This window comes from Bacillus sp. S2(2019) (assembly GCF_005144805.1).
GTDB lineage: Bacteria > Bacillota > Bacilli > Bacillales > Bacillaceae > Bacillus > Bacillus altitudinis.
Genome location: NZ_SWFL01000004.1, coordinates 1 through 25089 on the forward strand (window position 1 = coordinate 1; position 25089 = coordinate 25089).

Genomic DNA, 25089 nt, shown 5'->3' on the forward strand with positions numbered 1-25089 from the left:
ATCAGGTTGATAGGTCTGAGGTGGAAGCGTGGTGACACGTGGAGCTGACAGATACTAATAGATCGAGGACTTAACCTATATTCTAATGTGAAAAATGAACATTGTTATCTAGTTTTGAGAGAACATTCTCTCCATCAGGTTTGGTGGCGATAGCGAAGAGGTCACACCCGTTCCCATACCGAACACGGAAGTTAAGCTCTTCAGCGCCGATGGTAGTTGGGGGTTTCCCCCTGTGAGAGTAGGACGCCGCCAAGCTTTTTGTTTATATCCTTCCAATGGAAGAAGTTACTTTATCCATTCCGCAGTAGCTCAGTGGTAGAGCTATCGGCTGTTAACCGATCGGTCGTAGGTTCGAGTCCTACCTGCGGAGCCATGCTTCCATAGCTCAGTAGGTAGAGCACTTCCATGGTAAGGAAGAGGTCAGCGGTTCGAGCCCGCTTGGAAGCTTTCCTCTAAATATTGTTCTGACAAGGTTTCTCGATGATGAGAAGGCTTTTTTTTATGTCTTTTTTAATTGCTGGGGGACGCAATGGGGACGCATTATCGAATTTGCAATAAGTTTGATATAGCTTCTGCATAACCTAAACGATGATAGACAGATTTGATATTAAACCCAGATATTTTGCCGATTTGATTTATTAGCATAGTAGCATGAGTGTGACGCATATCATGCAAATGAATTTTCTTATATCGTGCTTTTTTGCGAATCGCTCCCACTATTTATTTAAATATAAAAAGGTAGTTGAGAACGTACAATGCTAATTCGTCTAGTTGATGACAGAGCAAGGCATTCCATTGGTCAACGTTGTGCCACATAAAAGATGGAACGGTTCGAAGATAAAAGCAGCTCTTCAAAAAGCATTGAAAAAGTGAAAAAGGTAAAGCCTCTGATCATAGAGAACAGGGGCTTTTTTGATGTTATTTTTCAACGTTCTTTTTTTGAAGTGAATCCTTATCTCAAAATCCTTTTTCTTTTCTCTGTTACTTTATCGAGTGATTCTAGGTATATGAAAAAGTATTGTTTCCACACAATTTTACACTAATTATGTTTCTCCTCCTGAAAACGTAGTTGATAGAATTTCATTTTCCTTTTATGCATTTTAAATGTGTCGAATTTGTGAAATAAACAATTTCCACAAACTAAAATATGTGGTAGGTCTGTCTATAGTAGGTAACACAATACTCTTTGTTATGGTGAGCATTAATAGAAGGAGATTTCATGATTATTGCCATAACTGTTGTTACATATGGTAGTAAAGTTAGAGAGCCAAAAGGTGATCTGCATTATTACTGTACACATGCCTTAGAAATCGGAAATTCTAAGGAAGAGCTTCTCATCTAAATGGACTTTGTAGACAAGCTCGAAAAAAATTACATGGAGGTAATAGGAAATGAGAATTAACCACAATATCGCAGCACTTAACACATTAAACCGTTTGTCTGCAAACAACGGTGCAAGCCAAAAGAACATGGAGAAACTTTCTTCTGGTCTTAAAATTAACCGTGCAGGAGATGACGCAGCAGGTCTAGCAATCTCTGAAAAAATGCGTGGACAAATCCGCGGACTAGAAATGGCTTCTAAAAACGCACAAGACGGTATCTCTCTTATCCAAACAGCTGAAGGTGCATTGACTGAAACTCACTCAATCCTTCAACGTGTTCGTGAACTAGTCGTTCAAGCTGGAAATACTGGTACACAGGATAAAGAGTCTGACCTTCAATCTATCCAAGATGAAATTAAAGCTTTACAAGAAGAAGTAGATGGAATTTCAAATCGTACAGAGTTTAACGGTAAAAAATTATTAGATGGTTCGTTTAAAGGAACCCCAGGAACACCAGCAATTCCGCCGACAGATCCAGATGATCCAGATACAGGTACACCTGCAGTTCCAGCAAGTGGTAATGCTTTAGTGTTCCAAATCGGTGCTAATGCAACTCAACAAATCTCAGTTCATATTGATAAAATGAGTACAGATGCATTGGGAGTGAAAGGTGCTAATGGAATTGTAGCGAATCAAGCGATTAAAGACATCGATGTAAGAAAGTTTGCTGATAATGCAGCAGATGCTACTGATGTTGGTTTTGATACTCAACTAAGTATTGTTGATGCAGCTATTAACCAAGTATCTGCTCAACGTGGAAAACTTGGTGCAGTACAAAACCGACTAGAGCACACGATTAACAACTTGGGTGCATCTGCTGAAAACTTAACTGCTGCTGAGTCTCGTATTCGTGACGTTGACATGGCGAAAGAAATGAGTGAGTTCACAAAGAACAACATTCTTTCTCAAGCGTCTCAAGCTATGCTTGCACAAGCGAATCAACAGCCGCAAAATGTACTTCAATTATTACGTTAATCAACCAAAAGCCCCTTTTATATAGGGGCTTTTGTTGTTTGCTTTAAATGTTGGACATGCTCAGTGACAAATAGACTCAAGAATGGAATAAATCGATTGGTAAGTAAGCTTTGTATCAATTTTCTACACATTCCTTCTTTTTGTGCTTGATTCCTTAGTTCCTTTCTTATATTCTTACTAAAGTGATGATTATCCTCTCTAACAAAAGACTCTGTACGTTCCTCTTTTTCCCCGAAAGTGAAGCATTGTTTATTTTCCTTTCCTCATCTCCAGGTTTGAATGATCTTCTTTTCCGTGTGCGGTATGTATATAAAAAGGAGTAGATGGTTTGAAAGATTTATTTGTAAAGCAAGAATGGTTTGGATATGTGCGTCAGGATGTGCTGGCGGGTATTTTAGTGGCCTTGGCTTTGATTCCTGAAGCGATTGCGTTTTCGATTATTGCGGGCGTTGATCCTAAGGTCGGTTTGTATGCTTCGTTTTGTATCGCGATTGTGATTTCGTTTGTTGGTGGACGTCCAGGTATGATCTCTGCCGCTACTGGTGCTATGGCGCTGGTCATGGTCAATTTAATTGCAGATCATGGATTGCAGTATTTGTTCGCAGCTACGATTTTAACAGGCTTGATTCAAATTGTGTTTGGAGTGTGCCGAGTGTCTCGTCTGATGAAATTTATTCCGAGGTCTGTGATGGTTGGTTTTGTCAATGCGTTGGCAATTATGATCTTCATGGCACAGCTGCCGCATTTCGTTGGGGAATCCATGGCTATGTATATCATGACAGGTGGCGCTTTGTTCATCATTTATGTATTACCGATGGTCATCAAAGTTGTTCCCTCTCCACTTATTGCAATTATTGTGATGACGATGATCGCTGTATTTGGGCATATTGATGTCAGAACGGTTGGGGACATGGGAGAGCTTCCTAGCTCTTTGCCAACTTTTCTTATTCCCAATGTACCGTTTAGCTGGGAAACACTTGCTATCATTTTTCCTTATTCCTTAGCACTTGCGATGGTTGGTTTACTTGAATCTTTATTAACAGCACAAATTGTAGATGATATGACGGAAACGTCTAGTCGTAAAAATAAGGAAGCGAGAGGCCAAGGAATTGCCAATGTGGTGGCAGGATTTTTTGGCGGTATGGCTGGCTGTGCGATGATTGGTCAATCTGTGATTAATACAAAGGCAGGGGGACGAGGCCGGCTTTCTACCTTTGTGGCTGGTGCATTTTTAATGGTATTGATTTTTGTGCTTGGTGATGTGGTTGTTCAAATTCCAATGGCTGCTCTTGTTGCTGTCATGATCATGGTTTCTATTGGTACCTTTGATTGGAGTTCATTCCAGCAGCTGAAAAAGAACCCAAAAACAGATTCTCTTGTGATGCTTGTCACGGTCGTGACGGTGGTGTTCACTCATGATTTATCCAAGGGTGTTTTTGCAGGGGTGCTGCTTAGTGCCGTATTCTTTGTGGCTAAAATATCAAAACTGCATATTACCTCTACAGAAAGCCAAGCTGGTACATGGGTTTATCGAATTAAGGGTCAAATTTTCTTTGCTTCCGTGACTGAATTGATTCAAGCCTTCCATCATGGAAACGACTTGAACACGGTTGTGATTGATTTGTCTGAAGCGCGTATATGGGACGAATCAGGTGTGGCTGCGATTGAACGTGTGAAGGAAAAATATCGTACAGCTGGTGTAGAGGTGGACGTAGTTGGAATGGATACGTCTAGTCAAAAACTTATGAAACAAGTGATCGGATCTTAAAAAGACTTTTCTGTTTGATACAATAGAACAAGGAAGAAAGTGAAGGATGGAGGTGGCCGGCATGCTTGTCCGTTTGAATCAGGTGCTCGGCCGGATGATGCCGCTCATTACGCCTGTCAGCGTGCTACTTGGTGTATTATTGGCGGCGTATTTAAAAGATTTCACCTTTTTGGTGCCTTGGGTGTTTGCTGTGATGACATTTTCAGGGAGCTTGTCATCTACTTTTTCAGCTTTAAAACATACGGTGATGCATCCATTGCCTTTGATTTTATCGTTTATGATTTTGCATGTGTTGATGCCCCTTTATGCATGGTCAGCGGGGCATTTGATATTTGCGGGCGATTCTATGACGATCACCGGTTTGACGCTTGCGATGGTGATTCCGACAGGTGTGTCTAGTTTAATATGGGCGGCAATGTATAAAGGAAATGTGGGGTTAACGTTATCTATCATATTAATTGATACATTGCTTTCGCCATTGATTGTACCAGTAAGCTTGTCAATCTTCGTTGGTACACAGGTCCACATGGACATGGTGGCGATCATGAAAGGACTATTCGGTATGGTGGTGCTGCCCTCTATTTTAGGGATGCTCGTTCGTCAGTATGCAAAGCCATCGGTGATAAAAGCAATGAGTCAGACCTTGGCTCCTTTTTCAAAATTAGGCTTGTTTGTTGTCGTATCGATTAACAGTTCTGTTGTCGCCCCGTATTTGCGTGAACTGGATGCTGCATTTTTTAGCAAAGCAGCGACTGTCTTTTTCATTGCGATGAGTGGGTATGCTTTTGCGTGGTTGATTGGAAAGGCGATGAAATGTACCCAAGGAGAAATTGTGGCGATTGTGTATACGGGCGGTATGCGGAACATTAGCGCGGGTGCTGTGCTTGCCATTAGCTTTTTCCCGCCTGCTGTTGCTGTTCCTGTCGTGATTGGCATGCTGTTTCAGCAAGTGCTTGCAGCCTTGTTTGGCTTTTTACTTCATCGTTTCGAGCTGAAAGTACCTGCTGTGACTAAGTCTTTATCATGAAAAAACCTCCATCCTTTAAGGTGGAGGCTTTTTTGCGATTAATAGATGAGGTATTTCTTCCGTTTCTTTTCGAATGTCTTTAGATCATGGTGGTATTGTTTCATGATGTGTTTGATGGAAGTGCCTTTATTGATTTCTTCTTTGATCCAGCTATTCCCGATGAGTTTATCAAAGCTGCCTGTTTGTAGGAATTGAAAGTCATTAGGATACAAGTCATGTATTGCTTTGATGATAGATAGACCTGTTTTGACTGCTTCGAATGATTTTTGGTCTGTGACATAAAGCTGTACCCCGTGAGACAAAGTCCCGGCATGTTTTGAAAAGGTAGGGGTAAATGAGACAGGTCTAAATTGAACGCCTTTTAGTTTTAACCCATTTAAATGATCTGCTAGCTCATTGCTATTGATATATGGAGCGCCAATGAGTTCGAACGGTTTTGTCGTTCCTCTGCCTTCAGAAACGTTTGTGCCTTCGATTAATCCTGTTGCTGGGTAAACAAAGGTACTATCAACGGTCGGCATATTAGGTGAAGGGAGGACGAACGGCAGCTTCGTGTCATCGAACGTCATGGATCGTTTCCAATGTTTCATTTTGATCACTTTTACATCAGCGTTGATATGAAACTCTTTGTTAAACATGTATGCAAGTTCTCCAGTCGTCATCCCATGTCTTAATGGGATGGGATAGAGACCTACAAAAGAGGCGTGTTCTGGCTCTAATACGGGTCCTTCTACTTTTAGCCCGCCTATTGGGTTTGGACGATCTAAGACAACAAATGGAATGTTGTTTTCCTTAGCTGCTTCCATTGCATACGCCATCGTGTAAATATAGGTGTAATAACGAGTACCAACGTCTTGAATATCAAATAGCAGGACATCTACATTTTTGAGCATTTCAGGAGTTGGCTTTCTTGTTTTTCCATAAAGAGAGTAAACAGGCAGGCCCGTTTTTTCGTCGGTATACGATTCGACGCCTTCTCCTGCTTGTGCATCACCACGGACGCCATGTTCAGGCCCATACAAGGCAGTCAGTTTGATATCGGGGTGTTCAAATAGCAGATCGACACTGCTTTTCATGTTTGCATCAATGCCTGTAGGATTCGTAATAAGCCCTACTTTTTTCCCTTTAAGCCAAGAGAGGTTACTTGAGAGTAATGTTTCGATACCTGTTTTGACTGTTGCTTTTTTTCCTTTTGTATCTGTTCGTTCTGAATCTGCGGGGGAGGCGGCGGTCAATGTGCTGATCATGAGAATGCTAGCGAGTATCAAGCTTGCTGTCTTTTTCAAGAGAATCCCTCCTATTTGATCTGTTTGCCTTTTAAATTGAGTCCATAGCCAAATGGGTAAAGGGTTTGGTTAGGATGAGTGACTGATGGGATAGCGACGGGTAATTTCCCTTTAGGTGAGGCCGCTCCAAAAATCACTTCTAGTCCCGCAGGAATATTTGGTTGATTGAATTGTCCGTTTGAGTACCCTTTAAAACCGTACACAGCTAGTAAGGCGTCGGCTTCCTCGAAATTTGCAGCATCATATGGATTTCGGAGACTCATGATGACCAATTTTTTGTTTTGTGCTGCTGCTTCATTCATGACAGCACGAGGGAAGGCCGTTGCCCATTTTTTCGGATCCTGTACACCGTCATCAATGACGCCATCATTCACAGCCGGGTCATTTTGGACAACGTAAGAGCCGGTAATGACATAGTCAGCATCTTGAATGAGTTTGGCTGTTTCTTTGGAGAAGCTCTTATCTGCAAATGCGTATGATTGGATACGCACAGGTTTGATCTTTTTTTGTTTGATCAGAGATTCAATTGTGACGGACATTGCTTTTGTTTGATCTTCGTATGGTGCCATGAGTACGATTTTGTCATTCTTTTTAGGCTTAAAAGGCAAGGTTTTGTCGTTGTTTTTGAGTAGAGTGATTCCTTCACGTGCCATTTTTTGTTCTGCTTTTCGGTGCGACTTTTGACCAACGAGCTGTGTGGCTTTTTTGATTTTCTTCTCAAGGCTTACTGATTTATTGGCGGAAATGATGCCGCGTTTGATCTTTAATTGAAGGATTTTTTCGACAGACTGATTGATCTGTGACATTGGAATTTCGTTTGTGAGAACTGCTCTTTTTAAAGCATTGAACACATTCTCTAGGTTTTTTTCTGTCTTTAAGGACGTGACAGGTGCTGGCATGAGGGCAATGTCGACGCCTGCTTTAATAGCCATTACCACAGCTTCTTCCTGTCCGAAGTTATCTGCAATCGCTTTCATATTAAGGGCGTCTGTTACAACCACTCCTTGAAAGCCCATGTCTTCTTTTAATAAGTTTGTGATGACTTTTTTTGATAAGGTTGCTGGAACCATAATGTCCTCGCCATCTTTTTTACTTTTATACGTTGTGTCATCAATGGCTGGGAATTGAACATGAGCGGTCATGACCATATCTGCCCCTGCGTTGATTGCTTGTTGAAACGGATACAGCTCCACCTTTTTAAGACGATCTAGATCATGTTCGACAAGCGGAAGTCCGTAGTGACTATCAACAGCTGTATCACCATGTCCCGGGAAATGCTTTAATGTGGAAATGGTCTTTTCCTTTTGAAGTCCTTTCATGGTTTGAAGACCAAGTCGCGTGACTAGTGCAGGGTCAGAGCTAAAGGAACGGACACCAATGACGGGGTTATTCGGGTTATTATTCACATCAAGAACAGGAGAGAAGTTTGTATTGATACCTAGAGCGTTTAATTCTTTGCCGATGATTTTTCCTGTGTCATATGCATTTTTCTTACTTCTAGAGGCACCAATCGACATATTTCCTGGGAAATGTGTTCCCTTTTGTAGTCTTGTGACGATTCCGCCTTCTTGATCAATGGAAATGAGTAAAGGAATGTTGGGTGATGCTTTTTGAAATTCATGTGTGAGTTTGACGGTTTGTTTCGTATCAACGACATTTTCTGCAAATAAGATGACACCGCCTAAATGATATTTCTCTACAAGGTGAGAGACTTCTTTATTCATTTTTGTGAAGCCTGTAGGAGCGGATTCACCTTCTGCTTGCCAATTGCGAAAGTCTGGCATGAGCATTTGGCCAATTTTTTCATCCAAGGACATGTCCTGAACCATTTGTTTGGCAGTTGGGAGAGGGGCGGAGCTCACCTTTTCCGTTGGAATGGAAGAGGTGAGCAGGGCCAAAACGAGTGCAGCGGGGAACAGAGCTTTTAACATCGAATTCCTCCTTTTACTTAAAAGATTCGTAGATTGCGGTCATGATGCTTCCATAAGTACCAGTTGGGAAAAGGTCACCTTCAAATTGATTTGGGTTGACTTCAGGTGAAACGACGGGTGAATGTTTTTTATTTGTCAGCAAGACGACGCCTAGATTGTGTTTTGGATCAATCAAAGTCATCGTTCCGGTCCAGCCTGTGTGTCCATACGCTTCTTTACTTGCGTATTTCCCAAACATCCATTCCATGTCAGTATTGCCGTTTTTCCGCCAGCCTAGCCCGTAAGTTGGGTTCGTGTCTGATGATTCCGTAAAGAGATCGATAGAAGCTTGGTCAAAGATGGTTGTTTTCCCATAGCCTCCTTTATTGAGCATCAGCTGAAGCAGTACGGCCATATCTGATGTATTAGAGAAAAGTCCAGCATGTCCGGAGACACCTGCCATTGAGTAATAGGCTTTCTCATCGTGGACTTCACCTAGCAAGGTATACCTGCGAATGTTTTCAAAATCAATGACACCATCTCTTGTATTGCCTAGACGCTCGGTTGCTGCAAAATGCTTTGGCTTGAATCCCTTTTTCAGCGGATTGAACATGGTATGTTTTAGACCAAGCGGTCGATAAATCGTCGACTCTACATATTGATCAAGTGGCATACCGGTTTTTTTCTCAATGATCATGCCTAACAGCATGTAATCAATATCACTATAAATATGCTGAGTGCCTGGCTTGTATTGCAGAGGCACCTTTGGTAGCCATTTCATGGTTGTTTGTCTATCTTGAGAGAAAAAAGAGCCCGCTTGCTCTTTGCTATAAAATAAAACACTGGAAGGCAGTCCGGCAGAATGGGTGAGAAGATCCTTGACTCGAAGCTGATCTTTGCCGGTTACCTTTGCATCTGGTTCATCTTGAAAGTCAGGCAGGATGGTTTGTATTTTTTCATTTACATCTAGTTTTTGTTCATATACTAGCTTTTGCAGGGCATAGTTGGTGGCATACATTTTTGTGTTGGATGCCAAATCGAACAGTGTGTTCTTTTTCATTTTCTTATAGAATTTTAGTTCTGTTGTCCCTTTATATTTTTGTCTGTAGCCATAGGCTTTTTGATGGACGATCTGACCATCCTTGATAATGATGAGTGCTGCCCCTGGAAACCCTGCTTTGATATCGTTTTGAATCATGTGATCAACCTTCCTAAGCTGCCTAGAAGAAAAACCTACTTGTTCCGGTCGTTTTGCTTTTTTTAAGACGGGATATTCTTCAGGTGCTGTTTTAGACAAAGACGATACAGGATGGGAGCTAGTTGCAAATGTTTGTACTGGTAACCCAAGGAGCATGAACAGACTTGTGATGATGAGAAAATATTTCTTCAAGAGCTAGACCTCCTATTGCTTATTTTCCTCGAATTCAACAGCCATATCATCATGAAATCCAAATAAGTATGTGAAGATAAATCCAGCGACATATGCAATAAAGAGTCCTATTAAGTAAAGTAGCATTTGATGTGTGTGAACGATAAAGGTTAATGGGAGACCTGATACCCCGATTGCTTTAGTGGCGATTTGGAAATAGGCTTGAAATGCTCCGCCGATTCCAGCGCCGAGACAAGCGGTGAGGAAGGGTCTTCCGAGCGGGAGTGTGACACCGAAAATGAGCGGTTCTCCAATTCCAAGCATTCCTGAAGGAAGTCCGCCTGCAATGGCTCTTTTCAGCTTTTTCTTTTTTGTTTTCATATAAATGGCAAAGGCAGCACCGACCTGTCCTGCGCCTCCCATAGCGAGGATTGGCAGAAGCGGGTCATCTCCAATTGAATTAATCAGTTCCATATGAATAGGTGTTAGGCCTTGGTGAAGTCCAGTGACAACAAGAGGAAGGAAGGTCGCACCAAGAACAAATCCGGCAAAAATACCGCCAATGTTTAATAGATAAGTAAGTCCAGAGGTGATGGCATCAGATATAAATCCGCCGACTGGCATGAAGATAACGTACGTGAAAATGCCTGTAATGAGTAGTGTGATGGTTGGTGTGACGATGATATCGAGTGATTGCGGGACGAAGCGTCTGATCCGTGTCTCAACAAGTGCCATAAAAATAGCTGCAAGAAGAACACCGATGAGTCCGCCTCTGCCTGGTAGAATATTAGTGCCAAATAACATAATATCAGCGGCAGCTGGGTTAATGATGAGAATACCTGCTAATGCGCCTAATGCAGGAGAGCCACCAAATTCTTTTGCGGCGTTTGTTCCTACTAATATACCGAGATAAGCAAACAAGCCTGAGCCTATAACGGTTAGGATAATCGCAGCTTGAGATTTTTCATCGAGCCAGCCTGCTTGCACGACCGCTTTTGTAATACCCGTTATAAGACCCGATGCAACGAGTGCTGGAATAATGGGAATGAAAATGCTGGCGATCCGCCGTAAGAACAGCTTGAATGGTGTGCGGTTCTTTTGTGAAATGGCTTGTTTGTTTTTCTGTGCTTCGTTGTTTAAGTCATATGAACCTGAGGCGTTGAGCAGCTGTTCAAACGCACTTGATACTTGGTTGACAACACCTGTGCCTAAAATGATTTGCAGTGTTTCCGCTTCGACGACGCCAATGACGCCATCGAGTTCTTTGATCGCGGTGGTTTGCACTTTTTCACGATCAATGGGTGTAATTCGGAGACGTGTCATACAATGTGTGTGGGAAGAGATGTTTTCAGAACCACCACAGAGTGAAAGGATTTCTTTCGCCAACTGCTGATATTTTTTTTGATGACTCATGTTGAATCCCCCTTTGTTTTTCGTTTCATGGAGCGGATGGCATGTCTTGTTTTGTCAATATATTGTGCTGTCTGTTCATATTGACGGGAGGCTAAACTGAGGAACAAGACATCGATTAAATAGAGCTGTGCCATTCTAGAGGAAGTGGCAGCACTGCGAAAAGGTGCTTCATTGGAACCGGACGTTGATAGATGGACATCACACAATGCAGAAACGCTTGTATGACCTGGGTGCGTTAAAGCAATGGTTTTTACTTCATTTTCTTTGGCGAGCTGAAGCGCTTGGATGATGTCTAATGTTTCTCCTGAGAAGGATATACCGAACACAATGTCATTCTTTCCAGCATTTGCGATGACCGTAGATGCGATGTGCATGTCAGTGAAGGCTGTGGCTGCATAATTGATTCTGAGAAATTTCTGCTGGGCATCAGCTGCGACGATGCCAGATGCACCCACACCGATAAAATGGATTTGGTTTGCATTCAGCAGCAGTTGAACAGCCTTTTCTAAAGCTTCTACATTTAATATAGAGGCTGTATCTTTGATCGATTGAATGGTGTTTCCTGCTGTCTTTTGAATAATGGATTGAAGTGGTTCATCTTGTTCGATATCCCGGTAGCCTTGTTTATCAGTGTGCATTAAGTCTCCAGCGATCCGCATTTTCAAATCGTGATAGCCATCCAGCCCGAGAGACTTACAGAGACGGATGACGGCAGAGCTGCTTGCACCGGCAGCCTGACTGATTTCATGCACTGTGCTTTTAATGACTTTGTCAGGATGGGCAAGGATATAGTCTGCAATGATTTTTTCAGATTGGGGAAGCTTGGATTTCATTGTGTGTAGTAGGGTGAGTCCGCCTGCTGACATGAGTTTCTCCTTTAAGATTGATGACGTAAGATGGCTTTGTCGATGTGACCATCTGCTTTGTTGAGCAGGTCTTTGGCTGTCTTTTTATCTGTTTTGGTTTGGAGCATGACGATGGCTGTTTTAACTTCTAAATCGGCTGCTTCAAGGGCTTTTACGGCTTGTTCGTAGGAAGCATTGGTCACATGTTGAATGATGGTGATGGCGCGTTCTTTTAGTTTATGATTGCTTACTTTTACATCTACCATCAGGTTTTCATATACTTTGCCTTGTCTGATCATGACAGAGGTGGAAAGCATATTTAAAATCATTTTATGAGCGGATGCGGCTTTCATTCGTGTTGACCCAGTGATGGCTTCTGCTCCTACGACGACTTCAATGGCGCAGTCTGCTAGTTCGCTAATCTCTGCTTGTTCATTGCAGCTGAGGGCTACTGTTTTTGCTCCAATGGTTCTAGCATAGTTTAAAGCGCCAATGATATAGGGTGTTCTACCGCTCGCCGCGATGCCGACAACTGTATCTTTTGATGTGAGGTGGATGTGTTCTAAATCTTTTTGACCAGCTTCTTCACTGTCTTCCACATCTTCTGCTGCATGTGAAAAGGCAGAGTCGCCACCGGCCATGATGCCTACGATGACATCAGGTGAAATGCTATAGGTAGGTGGACATTCGACCGCATCCATTACCCCAATTCTGCCGCTTGTTCCAGCGCCTAGATAAATGAGTCTGCCCCCATTCGAGATGGATTCAAAGGCCAAGTCACTTGCTGTCTTTACGTCTGGAAGGACACGGTTGACGGCTTCAGCGACCTTCATATCTTCCGCATTTATCATTTGGAGTATTTCTAGCGGGCTTGCTTGTGAAATTCTCATGGTGTTAGGGTTTCTTGATTCTGTTGTCAAAGAACGCAGTTGAGATGGCTGCATGTGACATACCTCCTTATTTCTTCATTTTCAGTATATTGAGTATGACATGAAATTTCAATATTATATTTAAATACTGAAATTATATTTCAGTCGAAATGTTATGCTGATGAGGGTTGAATAGTTAGAAAATAAAAAAAATAAAAATCCCCTTTACAAAAGGGGGACAACCTGTATATAATAACTTTTGTCAGCTTCACGGAAACAGTAAACTTGACAAACTGGCCCGTTGGTCAAGCGGTTAAGACACCGCCCTTTCACGGCGGTAACACGGGTTCGAATCCCGTACGGGTCACCATCATGTGGAGGATTAGCTCAGCTGGGAGAGCATCTGCCTTACAAGCAGAGGGTCGGCGGTTCGAGCCCGTCATCCTCCACCATATGCCGGTGTAGCTCAACTGGTAGAGCAACTGACTTGTAATCAGTAGGTTGGGGGTTCAAGTCCTCTTGCCGGCACTGTTTTTCTTTTATCAATTCCATATGTGGAGGGGTAGCGAAGTGGCTAAACGCGGCGGACTGTAAATCCGCTCCCTCCGGGTTCGGCGGTTCGAATCCGCCCCCCTCCACCATTTTTGGGCTATAGCCAAGCGGTAAGGCAACGGACTTTGACTCCGTCATGCGTTGGTTCGAATCCAGCTAGCCCAGTTAAGACACCTTTTTTAAAAAGGTGTCTTTTTTTATTTTGACGATTGGAATGTATAACTATTCAAAATATTGTTGAGTTGAGTCAGAAGGCACCGAGAAAGTAAAATATAAGCATGAACGGAAAGGGGATGTACATATGGGAGATCAAAAGAAGGTCACGATTGTCGGGGTACCGATGGATCTCGGTCAAATGAGAAGGGGCGTCGATATGGGGCCGAGTGCCATTCGCTGTGCTGGTGTAAAAGAAAAATTGGAATCGCTTTCATTTGATGTTGAAGATCTAGGGGATATTCCTGTTGAGCAAAGAGATGATGAGAAAGGTCTCTATACAAGTGAAAAACTGAAAAACTTAACGGAGAATGCTGGCGCAAACCAGCTTCTTGCTGAAAAGGTTAGCAGTATTGTGCAGTCAGGTTCGTTTCCGCTGATTTTAGGCGGGGATCATAGCATTGCAATTGGTACACTAGCCGGTGTAGCCAAACATTATGAAAATTTGGGTGTCATTTGGTATGATGCGCACGGTGATTTAAATACAGAGGAAACTTCTCCTTCTGGAAATATTCATGGGATGCCGCTCGCTGTCAGTCTCGGCTTTGGGCATGCTGATTTAATCAATATTGGCGGTTATACACCTAAAGTAAAGCCTGAGAATGTGATCTTGATTGGTGCTCGTTCTTTAGATGAAGGAGAGCGGGCATTGATTAGAGAAAAAGGCATTAAAGTGTATACGATGCATGAAATCGATCGATTAGGGATGACGAGAGTAATGGAGGAAGCCATTGCCTATTTAAAAGAAAGAACAGATGGTGTTCATTTGTCGCTTGATTTAGATGGGCTAGATCCTGCAGAGTGCCCTGGCGTGGGAACGCCGGTTGCTGGCGGCATCAGTTATAGAGAGAGTCATTTAGCAATGGAGCTTTTAGAGGAAGCAGGGATTTTGACTTCTGCTGAGTTTGTTGAGGTGAATCCGGTATTAGATGAGAAAAATAAAACAGCAGAAGCGGCAGTTGCATTAATTGGTTCTTTAATGGGTGAAAAGCTATTATAGAGCGGGACTTGTTCCCGTTCTTTTTTTAATTTTGGGGAAATTTAAGGATATGTTAAGGTTTTTACCGGCTGATAAGCGTAACATGCTGTCAAAAATTTGTTACACTATTTTTTAGAGGAGAATGAAACCTTTTGGAACGAGGTTCGTATACATAAAGACCGGTGAAGGCAGAGGTTGAATATACTATGGAAACAATGATTAAAAAGAGAATTAAGCAAGTGAAAAAAGGCGACCAGAACGCATTTGCAGACATCGTAGACCTGTATAAAGACAAAATTTATCAGCTGTGCTACCGTATGCTTGGGAATGCACATGAAGCAGAAGATATTGCGCAGGAGGCGTTTATTCGTGCCTATGTGAATATTGAGAGCTTTGATGTGAATCGTAAGTTTTCCACGTGGCTGTACCGCATTGCAACCAACCTGACCATCGACCGTATTCGTAAAAAAAAGCCGGATTATTATTTAGATGCAGAGGTGGCAGGGACAGAAGGACTGAATATGTATTCTCAAATTGCGGCTGACGGCATTTTGCCAGAGGACGAGGTGGTGTCGCTTGAATTATCGAGCACCATTCAGCAAAAAATTTTAAGATTACCCGATAAATATCGCTCGGTCATCGTATTAAAGTATATTGATGAACTCTCGTTAAAAGAAATTAGTGAGATTCTGAATATACCAGTTGGTACGGTGAAAACGAGAATACACAGGGGTAGAGAGGCTCTCCGGAAACAGTTGAGAGACCTTTGAGTGAGGTGATTTTGATGAGCTGTCAGGAAAAAATCGTCCTGCTTATGCATCAGTATTTAGACGGGGACATAGAGCCCGAAGATGAAAAAGAATTAAAGAGCCATCTGCAATCGTGTGAGGAATGCCGTACTCATTTTCAACAAATTGAGAAATCCATCGCGCTCGTGCAGAGTACATCTCATATAGAAGCACCATCTGATTTCACTGCAAAGGTGATGGCAGGTCTTCCAAAGGAGAAAAAGCGTGTGTCGATTCAAAGATGGATCAAAGCTCATCCGCTAATGGTCGCCGCTGCCCTCTTTGTCATATTGATGGGAGGCAGTCTGTTTACTAGCTGGAATACGGATCATAATTTCAGTGTGTCAAAGCAGCCGAATCTCGTGGTTGAAAATGATACAGTGACGGTACCTAAAGGGGAAACCGTCAAAGGTGACGTCACTGTGAAAAATGGCAAGCTGATTGTAGAAGGCAAGGTTGATGGAAACGTAACAGTCGTCAATGGAGAACAGCTGACTGCTTCTGCCGGACAAGTCACTGGTCAAATCAATGAAATTAATGAAGTGTTTGATTGGGTTTGGTACAAAATGAAGTCTACAGCACAAGACGTGATGCGGGTCATTGGACCAGAGGAGCAAAAGTAAATCAAACAGTTTGAGAGCAGTCTCTAAGGGGACTGCTCTTTTTCTATTGATGGACAGACTTGAATGCCAGCCAGATATGGCAACTATTTTCCTTGCTGAAACAAAATGTGGTATAATAGCCACGCTATGTACTTACACATAGGCTCTTTTTTTATAAAAAATGAATCGAACGAAGAATAACTGAAAATTCTGGAGGACGAGGAAATGGCTTTAGGGGATATTCCTTTTTTGCAGTACCTCGGTAATGCTGTTGATATTCTCGTTGTTTGGTATGTGATATATAAATTAATGATGGTCATCCGCGGAACAAAAGCGGTTCAGCTTTTAAAGGGAATTGTTGTCATTGTTCTCGTCAGGATGGGAAGTGCGTATCTCGGTCTTAACACACTTCAATGGCTGATGGATCAAGCGATTACGTGGGGGTTCCTTGCGATCATTATTATTTTTCAGCCAGAGCTAAGGAGAGCGCTTGAGCAGCTTGGGCGCGGCCGTTTCTTCTCTAGAAGCGGAACACCTGTAGAGGAACAGCAGCAGAAAACGATCGAGGCAATTACAAAAGCAATTAACTATATGGCAAAACGAAGAATAGGCGCGCTATTAACGATTGAGCGCGATACTGGAATGAATGATTACATAGAGACCGGAATTCCTTTAAATGCAAAGGTCAGTTCTGAGCTGCTGATTAATATTTTCATTCCGAATACACCGCTTCATGACGGTGCTGTGATTATGAAGCGTGATGAGATTGCAGCTGCAGCGTGTTATTTACCGCTGTCTGAAAGTCCTTTTATCTCTAAGGAGCTCGGTACACGTCACCGCGCGGCAGTTGGTATTAGTGAAGTAACGGACAGTTTAACCGTCATCGTCTCCGAGGAGACAGGCGGCATTAGTGTCGCAAGAAATGGTGATCTCCATCGAGAATTGACAGAAGAAGCGCTTGAAGAAATGCTGATTGCTGAGTTTAGTAAGAACAGCAAAGATGCTTCCTCGACCAAATGGTATTGGAGGGGCAAGAAAAATGGATAAGATTTTGAATAATCGCTGGGCCGTTAAGTTTCTTGCATTGGTCTTCGCTTTATTGCTGTATGGTGCAGTCAATTCAGCGCAAGCGCCCACGCCGAAAAAAATCGGTGAATCCTTTTTCCCAACATCGACAACAGACGAAGCAACCTTAACGGACATTCCTGTTAAAGCGTATTATGATGACGAAAAGTATGTAGTCACTGGTGTGCCGCAGACAGTCAATGTCACGATTAAAGGATCAACTAGTGCTGTGAAAACAGCAAGACAAACGAAAAATTTTGAAATTTACGCAGATATGCAAAACCTGACGACAGGTACACATAAAGTCGAATTGAAGGCAAGAGATGTATCGAAAGGAATCACGTTAACGATTAATCCGTCTGTGACGACTGTGACGATACAAGAAAAAACGACAGCTGAATTCCCTGTTGAAACGGAATTTTATAATCAAAATAAAATCAAAGACGGCTATTCACCAGAGCAGCCTATTGTGAATCCGAAAAATGTCACGGTTACTGGCTCAAAAGACGTGATCGACAAAATTTCTGTCATTAAAGCATTTGTGAACTTAGAGGATGTCGATCAGCAAATTGAGAAAGAAGCGAAGCTCACTGTGTATGATAGCAGTGGGAATGAGCTGCCGGTCGAAGTGAGTCCGTCTGTGGTAGATATTACGGTCCCTATTACGAGTCCAAGCAAGAAAGTTCCGTTTAAGATTGAGCGGACGGGCAACTTGCCAGATGGGATCAGTATCTCAAGCATTGAGACAAGCCCAAGTGAGGTTACAGTTTACGGTTCTCAAAAGGTGCTGGATACACTTGATTTTATTGACGGAGTTAAGCTCGACCTAAGCAAGATTAAAGATGATACAGAGATTGATGCCGACATTCCACTGCCAGATGGTGTGAAAAAGGTATCGCCTGAAACTGTTAAGATCAAAGTGAAGGTTGCAACAGCTGAAGAAAAAAAGATCGATAATGTCCCAATTTCTGTCGTGGGTCTGAGCAAGGATCTCAGCTCTGCATTTGTGAGTCCGTCTTCTGGGCGTCTCACACTAACAGCAAAAGGTTCAAAGAGTGCAATTGATAAACTAAAGGCTTCAGATATTGAAGCCTATATCAATGTCGGGGACTTAAACGAAGGAACACATGAGGTCAAAGTACAAGTGAATGGGCCTCAAAATGTGACTTGGACATTATCTAGATCGAAGGTCAAAGTGAAACTGACTTCTACAGATACAGAAGATCAGCCGGCTTCTACGAATGATCGGAAAGATCAATCATCCGATGATGATCAGGAAGAGAAGAGTCAAAAGGAATCTACACAAGATAAAGCAAAAAAAGAATCAAGTCAAAGACAGCGGGTCAAAGAAGATAACAAAGAGGACGCAGCGTCCTCTTGAATGGTAAAAAAGGAGCGATTGAAACATGGGCAAGTACTTTGGAACTGATGGTGTAAGGGGTGTGGCTAATAGCGAATTAACGCCAGAGCTCGCATTTAAAATTGGGAGATTTGGCGGCTATGTGCTCACGAAGGATAAAGAACGTCCAAAGGTACTCGTTGGACGAGACACGCGTGTATCTGGTCATATGTTAGAAGGAGCACTCGTAGCAGGCTTACTTTCAATTGGGGCTGAAGTCATGCGTTTAGGTGTGATCTCAACACCTGGTGTGTCTTATTTAACGAAGGCAATGGATGCAGAAGCAGGTGTCATGATTTCAGCTTCGCATAACCCAGTTCAAGACAACGGAATTAAATTTTTCGGCGGTGATGGTTTTAAACTGTCAGATGAACAAGAAAATGAAATTGAGCAGCTAATGGATCAGCCAGTTGATCAACTGCCACGTCCGGTTGGCGCCGATCTTGGAACAGTGAATGACTACTTTGAAGGCGGACAGAAGTACTTGCAGTTCTTGAAACAGACAGCGGACGAGGATTTCACAGGCATTCACGTGGCGCTTGACTGTGCACACGGCGCAACATCTTCTCTTGCAACACATTTATTTGCAGATTTAGATGCAGATGTGTCAACAATGGGAACATCACCAAACGGATTGAATATCAACGATGGCGTAGGTTCTACTCATCCAGAGGCACTTTCTGCTTTTGTGAAAGAAAAAGGAGCCGATATTGGTCTTGCGTTTGATGGCGACGGCGACCGCTTAATTGCAGTCGATGAAAAAGGTGATATTGTAGACGGCGATCAAATTATGTACATATGTGCACGTTATCTAAAGGGTGAAGGCCGATTGAAGGATGACACGGTCGTATCAACGGTCATGAGTAACCTTGGTTTCTATAAAGCGCTTGAGAAGCAAGGCATTAAGAGCATTCAAACCGCTGTTGGTGACCGCTATGTGGTCGAGGCGATGAAAAAGGATGGCTATAATGTCGGAGGCGAGCAGTCAGGCCACTTGATTTTCCTTGATTATAATACGACAGGTGACGGCATGCTTTCAGCGATCATGTTGGTGAATACACTAAAAGCAACAGGAAAAACATTGTCAGAGCTTGCAGCTGAAATGGAGAAATTCCCGCAACTTCTAGTGAATGTGAAGGTATCTGATAAATATAAAGTGGAAGAAAATGAAAAAGTAAAAGCTGTGATCCAAGAGGTTGAAAAAGAGATGAACGGTGACGGACGCATCCTGGTTCGTCCATCTGGAACAGAGCCGCTTGTACGTGTCATGGCAGAGGCGAAAACAAAAGAGTTGTGTGATGAATACGTGGCTCGCATTACGGCTGTTGTCAAAGAAGAAATGGGTATTGAGTAATTGATCAAAGCAAATCGCAAAGTAGCGGTTTGCTTTTTTTTCGAATAAACGTCATAAGAGGAAAGTTCTATACGAATCATATAAGCGAGGGCAATTTGCTGTTTGCTTTCATACATAAGAGAGCACATCAAAGGTAGAACGTGACAAGCCTCATCGCATATAGTGTAGGGAGGTCTTACTTTCTAACATGAAGGGATCACCCGCTAAATTGTGATTGACGGAGGTCAGACCTTATAGTACAATCATCCTTGTGTTACTGGATTTTTATTCTAGCAGGAAAGGCAGGGTAGATGTTCAGCCACTCTTATAATTATAGCGCCCGAACTAAGCGATCGAACGAGACAGATGCTTAGTTGACGAGGATGGAGGTTATCGAATTTTTCGGCGGATGCCTCCCGGCTGATCAAATATAGAGATCACAGCCGTAAGTGTTTCTTTAAAGCAAAGAGGTGACTCTTTGTACAAAGGGAATACACATGATCTCCCAAAATAAACATGTAGAGAGGGACGAAGAAATGTCCCTTCTATTTTAGTAGGCTTTCTTTGTCCCTTTCACATGATCGGGAGGAAGAATATTTATGTGTGGAATCGTAGGTTATATTGGTCAGAATGATGCGAAGGAAATCTTATTAAAAGGTTTAGAGAAGCTTGAGTACCGTGGGTATGACTCAGCAGGTATCGCTGTGGCAAACGAAGAAGGCGTGCATGTGTTCAAAGAAAAAGGACGTATCGCTGAGCTTCGTGAAGTCGTTGATGCAAACGTGGCATCTTCAGCAGGAATTGGACATACACGCTGGGCAACACACGGTGTACCAAGCCATCTAAATGCGCATCCGCATCAAAGTGCTTCTGGCCGTTTTACGCTTGTTCATAACGGTGTCATTGAGAACTATGTACAATTGACACGCGAATATTTACAAGACGTCACACTAAAAAGCGACACAGATACAGAGGTTGTTGTTCAAGTCATCGAACAATTTGTGAATAGAGGTCTTGATACAGAGGAAGCTTTCCGTCAAACGCTTCTTCAACTAAAAGGCTCTTACGCAATTGCCCTTTTCGATAACGAAAACAAAGAAACAATCTATGTGGCGAAAAACAAAAGCCCATTATTGGTTGGTTTCGGAGAAGATTTCAACGTTGTGGCTTCTGACGCAATGGCGATGCTTCAAGTAACAAACGAGTATGCGGAATTAATGGATAAAGAAATGGTCATTGTTACTAAAGACGAGGTTATTATTAAAAACCTTGACGGTGATATCATGACACGTCCTTCTTATATCGCTGAGCTAGATGCAAGCGACATTGAGAAAGGCACATATCCTCACTACATGTTAAAAGAAACGGATGAACAGCCGCTTGTTATGCGCAAAATTATCCAAGAATATCAAGACGAAAACGGCAAGTTGTCAGTCGCTGGCGATATCGCAAGCGCAGTAGCAGAAGCAGACCGCATTTATATTGTGGCTTGCGGAACGAGCTACCATGCAGGACTTGTTGGTAAACAATACATTGAAGACTGGGCGAAAGTACCTGTAGAAGTCCATGTAGCAAGTGAATTCTCTTACAACATGCCGCTTCTATCGAAAAAACCGTTGTTCATCTTCCTTTCTCAATCTGGGGAGACTGCGGACAGCCGTGCTGTACTTGTTCAAGTCAAAGAACTTGGTCATAAAGCATTAACGATCACAAACGTACCAGGATCTACGCTTTCTCGTGAAGCAGACTTCACATTGCTTCTTCATGCAGGACCAGAAATCGCAGTGGCTTCAACAAAAGCTTACACAGCGCAAATTGCTGTTCTTGCGATCCTTGCATCCGTTGCAGCTGAATTAAATGGTCAATCTCTTGACTTTGATCTTGTGAAAGAGCTTGGGATTGTGGCAAACGCAATGGAAGCCCTTGTCGATCAAAAGGATGAAATGGAACAAATCGCTCGTGATTTCTTCACAGTGACACGTAATGCATTCTTTATCGGAAGAGGACTTGACTATTATGTGTGCCTTGAAGGTTCATTAAAACTAAAAGAGATCTCTTACATCCAAGCAGAAGGATTTGCTGGCGGAGAACTCAAACACGGCACGATTGCTTTAATTGAAGAAGGCACACCGGTCATTGCCCTTGCAACACAAGAGCACGTGAACCTCAGCATTCGCGGTAACGTCAAAGAAGTTGTTGCACGTGGCGCAAACCCATGTGTCATCTCACTAAAAGGCCTAGAAGACGAAGGCGACCGTTTCGTCCTTCCAGCTGTACACCCAGCACTTGCACCACTTGCATCTGTTGTTCCATTACAGCTAATCGCTTACTACGCAGCCCTTCACCGCGGGTGTGATGTGGATAAACCACGTAACCTTGCGAAGAGTGTGACGGTGGAGTAGGGATTAAATAAAATCGGATTTTTGATACCCCTTTAGATATAATTGTCTAAAGGGGTATTTTTGTGTCAATAGAACTAGCAGTTGAAAGATTTAAACTGAACTTTGATTGATAGATACTATTTCCATGTTGCTATTATGATAAATATTCTTAGGGGGGAAATATTATTTTTATTCGATATGTAAAAAAAGAAAAATGGGGAATTGTTTTTTTCATAATTGGTTATATTGCATTGTTTGTCATTTCTTATTGTTTAATTGGTGGTCCTGTCTCAAGCGGAGGACCAATTGGTGTATTCCTTGGATTTTGTATCGTTCAATTTCTTAAATATAGAGCTTTCAAAAAAGATGAAAGAAATAATAAAGGCATATATCATCGTTTATAAGTTGTATTTTTAACACATTATACTAAATGCATAATGAGAGAGCGGCCCCTTGAGAAAGCATGACAGGTTAAATATTTAACGAAGAAAGAGAGCAGACACATGACCAAACCTAAAATCTACACAATGAGTTTCGCAAAAGTCTATCCTCTCTACATCGCAAAGGCAGAGAGAAAAGGACGAACGAAGGCTGAGGCTGATACGATTATTTGTTGGTTGACGGGGTATAGTCCCGCAGAGTTACAGGAACAGTTGGATAAGCAGATAGACATTGAAACCTTTTTTGCTGAGGCTCCTGAGCTTCATCCTTCCCGCAGCTTAATTAAAGGAGTCATCTGTGGTGTTAGAGTAGAGGACATTGAGGAAGAGACCATGCAGAACATTCGGTATCTAGATAAGCTGATTGATGAGTTAGCCAAGGGAAAGAAAATGGAAAAGATTTTGCGAGATTCGTCATGATCATCACAAGCAAGCCCAGTGAATAACCTTCACTGGGCTTTTTTATATTTATAGACCATTCGACCAATAAAAATAAAATCCATTTGAACGAAGTCGTTCTTCATGTCGTCAAAAGAAGTGATACCAAAACAAATTGGCGTTTGGAAAGGGAGTGGCGTGATGGACATGAAGCTGATTTTACCTCTTATTTTACTACAAGCAATTTTAATGGTGATTGGTTTGTTTGATTTGTTGAAAAGAGATCCGTCGAGAATCAGGGGAGAGGTGAAGTGGGTTTGGGCTTTGGTGATTGTGTTTGTGGCGAGTGCTGGTCCTATTGCGTATTTCATTTTTGGTCGTAAACAATCTTAGTAGGGGGGATTCGCTTGAATATGTTGGAGTGTCACGAGCTGACGAAATCGTATGGACGGCATGAAGTGTTAAAAGATGTCTCGTTTTCTGTTGGGGAGGTTGGATGTGTTGGCTTTTTAGGAGCCAATGGAGCGGGGAAGACAACGACGATCCGGATTTTGACGGGACTTGCTCGTCCTACGTCTGGCGTTGTGAAGGTGGCAGGTTTTGATGCCACAAAGGACATGGATCAAATCAGTCAGGTGATTGGATACTGTCCGCAGCATCCTGCATTTTATCAAGATATGACGGGGCAGGAATGGATGCATTGGGTTGGCGGGTTATTTCATTTAGAGAAAAACATCATTCGTTCCAAAACAGAGGAGCTGTTGAAGCTTTGCCGTGTGTATGAGGCGAAGGATCGTGCAATTGGCAGCTATAGTGGAGGCATGAAGCAAAGACTTGCCATTGCGCAGGCGCTGATCAATAGCCCACAGGTTCTGATCCTAGATGAGCCTGTGTCGGCACTTGATCCCATGGGGAGAAAAGACGTCCTGACTTTGATTGAGCGTCTAAAGCATGAGATGCTGATCTTTATGTCGACCCATATTTTAGATGACATTGAACGTGTGGCCGATCATATTATCATGATCAACAGCGGCAAAATTGAGATGTCCTCTTCGATGAAACAGATCAAAGAAGACTATATCCAGCCCGTGATTGAATTTCAATTAGAACAACAGAATACGAAACTAGTGGCTTTGTTAAAAGAACGGGATTGGGTGGAGGATTGTATTGAGACAGGAGGCACTTATCAGGTGCGAGTCAAAGATCAACATACGGCATTGGAGGAGCTGCCGGGTCTCATCACTGAAACTGGCGGTGTTCTTCTCCAATATCGACTATCTAAGCTAACGCTTGAAGATATTTTCATGAAGGTTGTGACGGCATGATGATGTTGAAAAAGGAATTTAGGGAGTTATTCACTAGTTATAAAATCTTATTTGTGCCGATCATTTTTACGATTTTAATGATTACACAGCCTATTACGCTCAAAATGCTGCCGGACCTTTTATCGAAATCCGCTAATTTACCTGAAGGGTCTACATTTTATATACCAGAGCCTAGTGCTGGAGAGGCTTTAGCTAGTGCATTGAGTAAATTTGATTCACTCGGCGTGTTTATCCTCATTATGATCGTGATGGGGACGATTGCTGGAGAGCGTGCCTCTGGGGTGACGGCGATGATTATGGTGAAACCGATCAGTCGAATGAGTTATTATGCCTCAAAAATATGTGCCTATGCCTGTTTAACTTTGTTTAGTTTGGTAGTGGCGGTTCTAGCTTCCGTTTATTATGTAGACATTCAATTTGGGCATGTGGCTTGGGGCGATGTGTTAAAAGGAACGTTTTTGTATTATCCAAACTTACTGCTTATTGTAGTATCGACCATTTGTGCATCGGCATTCTTTAAGCGCTCAGTGACTGCGGGCGGCGTTTCCCTTTTGATCAATCTCATCCTGTTTACCGTTCCTTCGTTTTATGAGAATACATTAGGGAAGTTTGCACCTAAAGGCGTCACAAGTGCGGCTGAGGAGATGATTCATAGAGGGACTTATTCGGATCAGGCACTCACAAGCTTTCTAGGTGTATCGGTATTGATTGGTTTCTTTTTTCTCATCGGATGGTTTCTTTTTAGAAAACAAGAATTATAGCATGATGTATCCTTTGGATATGAAAATCT

The 25089-nt window shown here is 42.5% G+C and carries 20 protein-coding genes, 7 tRNA genes and 1 rRNA gene; 22 read left to right on the forward strand and 6 right to left on the reverse strand.

All coding sequences use genetic code 11. The features are described from left to right. Positions 1 to 139 precede the first annotated feature (139 nt). The 6 genes from rrf to FBF75_RS14830 all read left to right on the forward strand — a co-directional run bounded on the left by rrf (position 140) and on the right by FBF75_RS14830 (position 5152). Positions 140 to 255, forward strand: a 5S ribosomal RNA gene (gene rrf, locus FBF75_RS14805). A 43-nt stretch (positions 256 to 298) separates the two neighbouring features. Beyond that, a tRNA-Asn gene (locus FBF75_RS14810) sits at positions 299 to 373 on the forward strand. Position 374: 1 nt separating this feature from the next. Next, positions 375 to 447 (forward strand) — tRNA-Thr (locus FBF75_RS14815). A 944-nt stretch (positions 448 to 1391) separates the two neighbouring features. Continuing rightward, positions 1392 to 2357, forward strand: coding sequence for a flagellin Hag (gene hag, locus FBF75_RS14820; RefSeq protein WP_017358869.1), 966 nt, complete (start codon positions 1392 to 1394; stop codon positions 2355 to 2357). Positions 2358 to 2685: 328 nt separating this feature from the next. Beyond that, positions 2686 to 4125 carry a SulP family inorganic anion transporter gene (locus FBF75_RS14825; RefSeq protein ID WP_060831999.1) on the forward strand — a complete coding sequence of 480 codons (1440 nt, stop codon included), beginning with the start codon at positions 2686 to 2688 and terminating at the stop codon, positions 4123 to 4125. Between the two features lie 61 nt (positions 4126 to 4186). Next, positions 4187 to 5152: a bile acid:sodium symporter family protein gene (locus FBF75_RS14830; protein ID WP_060832813.1), complete on the forward strand. Its 966-nt coding sequence runs from the start codon at positions 4187 to 4189 to the stop codon at positions 5150 to 5152. 38 nt (positions 5153 to 5190) lie between these two features. Here FBF75_RS14830 and FBF75_RS14835 read toward each other — a convergent pair whose 3' ends face one another. The 6 genes from FBF75_RS14835 to murQ are packed head-to-tail and all read right to left on the reverse strand — an operon-like array spanning position 5191 to position 12919. Next, positions 5191 to 6399 carry an exo-beta-N-acetylmuramidase NamZ family protein gene (locus FBF75_RS14835; RefSeq protein ID WP_390309433.1) on the reverse strand — a complete coding sequence of 403 codons (1209 nt, stop codon included), beginning with the start codon at positions 6397 to 6399 and terminating at the stop codon, positions 5191 to 5193. Between the two features lie 50 nt (positions 6400 to 6449). Further along, positions 6450 to 8369, reverse strand: coding sequence for a glycoside hydrolase family 3 protein (locus tag FBF75_RS14840; protein ID WP_060832000.1), 1920 nt, complete (start codon positions 8367 to 8369; stop codon positions 6450 to 6452). A gap of 13 nt (positions 8370 to 8382) precedes the next feature. Further along, positions 8383 to 9738 carry a penicillin binding protein PBP4B gene (gene pbp4b, locus FBF75_RS14845; protein ID WP_060832001.1) on the reverse strand — a complete coding sequence of 452 codons (1356 nt, stop codon included), beginning with the start codon at positions 9736 to 9738 and terminating at the stop codon, positions 8383 to 8385. Between the two features lie 12 nt (positions 9739 to 9750). Then, positions 9751 to 11130 (reverse strand): PTS transporter subunit EIIC, encoded by a 1380-nt coding sequence (locus FBF75_RS14850; RefSeq protein WP_008344031.1) that lies wholly within the window; start codon positions 11128 to 11130, stop codon positions 9751 to 9753. Further along, the gene (locus FBF75_RS14855; protein WP_007498558.1) at positions 11127 to 11996 is read right to left on the reverse strand and encodes a MurR/RpiR family transcriptional regulator; all 870 of its coding nucleotides are present in this window, start codon (positions 11994 to 11996) and stop codon (positions 11127 to 11129) included. Before FBF75_RS14855 ends, FBF75_RS14850 begins: the two co-directional genes overlap by 4 nt. A gap of 11 nt (positions 11997 to 12007) precedes the next feature. Beyond that, positions 12008 to 12919 (reverse strand): N-acetylmuramic acid 6-phosphate etherase, encoded by a 912-nt coding sequence (gene murQ / locus FBF75_RS14860; RefSeq protein WP_060832002.1) that lies wholly within the window; start codon positions 12917 to 12919, stop codon positions 12008 to 12010. Between the two features lie 220 nt (positions 12920 to 13139). On the opposite strand from murQ, the gene FBF75_RS14865 reads away from it, so the two are divergent. The 16 genes from FBF75_RS14865 to FBF75_RS14940 all read left to right on the forward strand — a co-directional run bounded on the left by FBF75_RS14865 (position 13140) and on the right by FBF75_RS14940 (position 25060). Then, positions 13140 to 13214: transfer RNA gene (locus tag FBF75_RS14865), tRNA-Glu, on the forward strand. Between the two features lie 6 nt (positions 13215 to 13220). Continuing rightward, positions 13221 to 13296: transfer RNA gene (locus FBF75_RS14870), tRNA-Val, on the forward strand. A 3-nt stretch (positions 13297 to 13299) separates the two neighbouring features. Then, positions 13300 to 13372 (forward strand) — tRNA-Thr (locus tag FBF75_RS14875). Positions 13373 to 13400: 28 nt separating this feature from the next. Next, a tRNA-Tyr gene (locus FBF75_RS14880) sits at positions 13401 to 13485 on the forward strand. A gap of 4 nt (positions 13486 to 13489) precedes the next feature. Next, positions 13490 to 13561: transfer RNA gene (locus tag FBF75_RS14885), tRNA-Gln, on the forward strand. A gap of 136 nt (positions 13562 to 13697) precedes the next feature. Further along, positions 13698 to 14609: an arginase gene (gene rocF, locus FBF75_RS14890; protein WP_039170230.1), complete on the forward strand. Its 912-nt coding sequence runs from the start codon at positions 13698 to 13700 to the stop codon at positions 14607 to 14609. Between the two features lie 185 nt (positions 14610 to 14794). Continuing rightward, positions 14795 to 15358, forward strand: coding sequence for an RNA polymerase sigma factor SigW (gene sigW / locus FBF75_RS14895; protein WP_007498553.1), 564 nt, complete (start codon positions 14795 to 14797; stop codon positions 15356 to 15358). A 14-nt stretch (positions 15359 to 15372) separates the two neighbouring features. Beyond that, positions 15373 to 15999 carry an anti-sigma-W factor RsiW gene (rsiW, locus tag FBF75_RS14900; RefSeq protein WP_008344028.1) on the forward strand — a complete coding sequence of 209 codons (627 nt, stop codon included), beginning with the start codon at positions 15373 to 15375 and terminating at the stop codon, positions 15997 to 15999. A 204-nt stretch (positions 16000 to 16203) separates the two neighbouring features. Continuing rightward, positions 16204 to 17025, forward strand: a complete 822-nt coding sequence (gene cdaA / locus FBF75_RS14905) for a diadenylate cyclase CdaA (RefSeq protein WP_008344027.1) — start codon at positions 16204 to 16206, stop codon at positions 17023 to 17025. Continuing rightward, positions 17018 to 18424, forward strand: coding sequence for a CdaR family protein (locus FBF75_RS14910; protein ID WP_060832003.1), 1407 nt, complete (start codon positions 17018 to 17020; stop codon positions 18422 to 18424). The genes cdaA and FBF75_RS14910 overlap by 8 nt, the downstream gene beginning before the upstream one ends. Positions 18425 to 18449: 25 nt before the next feature. Further along, on the forward strand, positions 18450 to 19796 hold the full coding sequence (gene glmM, locus FBF75_RS14915; protein WP_008360584.1) for a phosphoglucosamine mutase: 1347 nt from the start codon (positions 18450 to 18452) through the stop codon (positions 19794 to 19796). Between the two features lie 578 nt (positions 19797 to 20374). Beyond that, positions 20375 to 22177 (forward strand): glutamine--fructose-6-phosphate transaminase (isomerizing), encoded by a 1803-nt coding sequence (gene glmS / locus FBF75_RS14920; protein ID WP_008360582.1) that lies wholly within the window; start codon positions 20375 to 20377, stop codon positions 22175 to 22177. A 482-nt stretch (positions 22178 to 22659) separates the two neighbouring features. Beyond that, on the forward strand, positions 22660 to 23016 hold the full coding sequence (locus FBF75_RS14925) for a DUF2200 domain-containing protein (protein WP_136944878.1): 357 nt from the start codon (positions 22660 to 22662) through the stop codon (positions 23014 to 23016). Between the two features lie 102 nt (positions 23017 to 23118). Beyond that, the gene (locus tag FBF75_RS14930) at positions 23119 to 23367 is read left to right on the forward strand and encodes a PLD nuclease N-terminal domain-containing protein (RefSeq protein WP_411801825.1); all 249 of its coding nucleotides are present in this window, start codon (positions 23119 to 23121) and stop codon (positions 23365 to 23367) included. A 14-nt stretch (positions 23368 to 23381) separates the two neighbouring features. After that, on the forward strand, positions 23382 to 24299 hold the full coding sequence (locus FBF75_RS14935) for an ABC transporter ATP-binding protein (RefSeq protein ID WP_136944879.1): 918 nt from the start codon (positions 23382 to 23384) through the stop codon (positions 24297 to 24299). Further along, the gene (locus tag FBF75_RS14940; protein WP_050826855.1) at positions 24296 to 25060 is read left to right on the forward strand and encodes an ABC transporter permease; all 765 of its coding nucleotides are present in this window, start codon (positions 24296 to 24298) and stop codon (positions 25058 to 25060) included. Before FBF75_RS14935 ends, FBF75_RS14940 begins: the two co-directional genes overlap by 4 nt. Positions 25061 to 25089: the final 29 nt, after the last annotated feature.

Excerpts from the sequence above, each read along its gene's own strand:
- hag (WP_017358869.1), top strand. The coding sequence starts at position 1,392 with ATGAGAATTAACCACAATATCGCAGCACTTAACACATTAAACCGTTTG.
- FBF75_RS14830 (WP_060832813.1), top strand. The coding sequence starts at position 4,187 with ATGCTTGTCCGTTTGAATCAGGTGCTCGGCCGGATGATGCCGCTCATT.
- FBF75_RS14835 (WP_390309433.1), bottom strand. The coding sequence starts at position 6,399 with ATGATCAGCACATTGACCGCCGCCTCCCCCGCAGATTCAGAACGAACA.
- FBF75_RS14840 (WP_060832000.1), bottom strand. The coding sequence starts at position 8,369 with ATGTTAAAAGCTCTGTTCCCCGCTGCACTCGTTTTGGCCCTGCTCACC.
- FBF75_RS14850 (WP_008344031.1), bottom strand. The coding sequence starts at position 11,130 with ATGAGTCATCAAAAAAAATATCAGCAGTTGGCGAAAGAAATCCTTTCA.
- FBF75_RS14855 (WP_007498558.1), bottom strand. The coding sequence starts at position 11,996 with ATGTCAGCAGGCGGACTCACCCTACTACACACAATGAAATCCAAGCTT.
- murQ (WP_060832002.1), bottom strand. The coding sequence starts at position 12,919 with ATGCAGCCATCTCAACTGCGTTCTTTGACAACAGAATCAAGAAACCCT.
- rocF (WP_039170230.1), top strand. The coding sequence starts at position 13,698 with ATGGGAGATCAAAAGAAGGTCACGATTGTCGGGGTACCGATGGATCTC.
- sigW (WP_007498553.1), top strand. The coding sequence starts at position 14,795 with ATGGAAACAATGATTAAAAAGAGAATTAAGCAAGTGAAAAAAGGCGAC.
- rsiW (WP_008344028.1), top strand. The coding sequence starts at position 15,373 with ATGAGCTGTCAGGAAAAAATCGTCCTGCTTATGCATCAGTATTTAGAC.
- cdaA (WP_008344027.1), top strand. The coding sequence starts at position 16,204 with ATGGCTTTAGGGGATATTCCTTTTTTGCAGTACCTCGGTAATGCTGTT.
- FBF75_RS14910 (WP_060832003.1), top strand. The coding sequence starts at position 17,018 with ATGGATAAGATTTTGAATAATCGCTGGGCCGTTAAGTTTCTTGCATTG.
- glmM (WP_008360584.1), top strand. The coding sequence starts at position 18,450 with ATGGGCAAGTACTTTGGAACTGATGGTGTAAGGGGTGTGGCTAATAGC.
- glmS (WP_008360582.1), top strand. The coding sequence starts at position 20,375 with ATGTGTGGAATCGTAGGTTATATTGGTCAGAATGATGCGAAGGAAATC.
- FBF75_RS14925 (WP_136944878.1), top strand. The coding sequence starts at position 22,660 with ATGACCAAACCTAAAATCTACACAATGAGTTTCGCAAAAGTCTATCCT.
- FBF75_RS14930 (WP_411801825.1), top strand. The coding sequence starts at position 23,119 with ATGTCGTCAAAAGAAGTGATACCAAAACAAATTGGCGTTTGGAAAGGG.
- FBF75_RS14940 (WP_050826855.1), top strand. The coding sequence starts at position 24,296 with ATGATGATGTTGAAAAAGGAATTTAGGGAGTTATTCACTAGTTATAAA.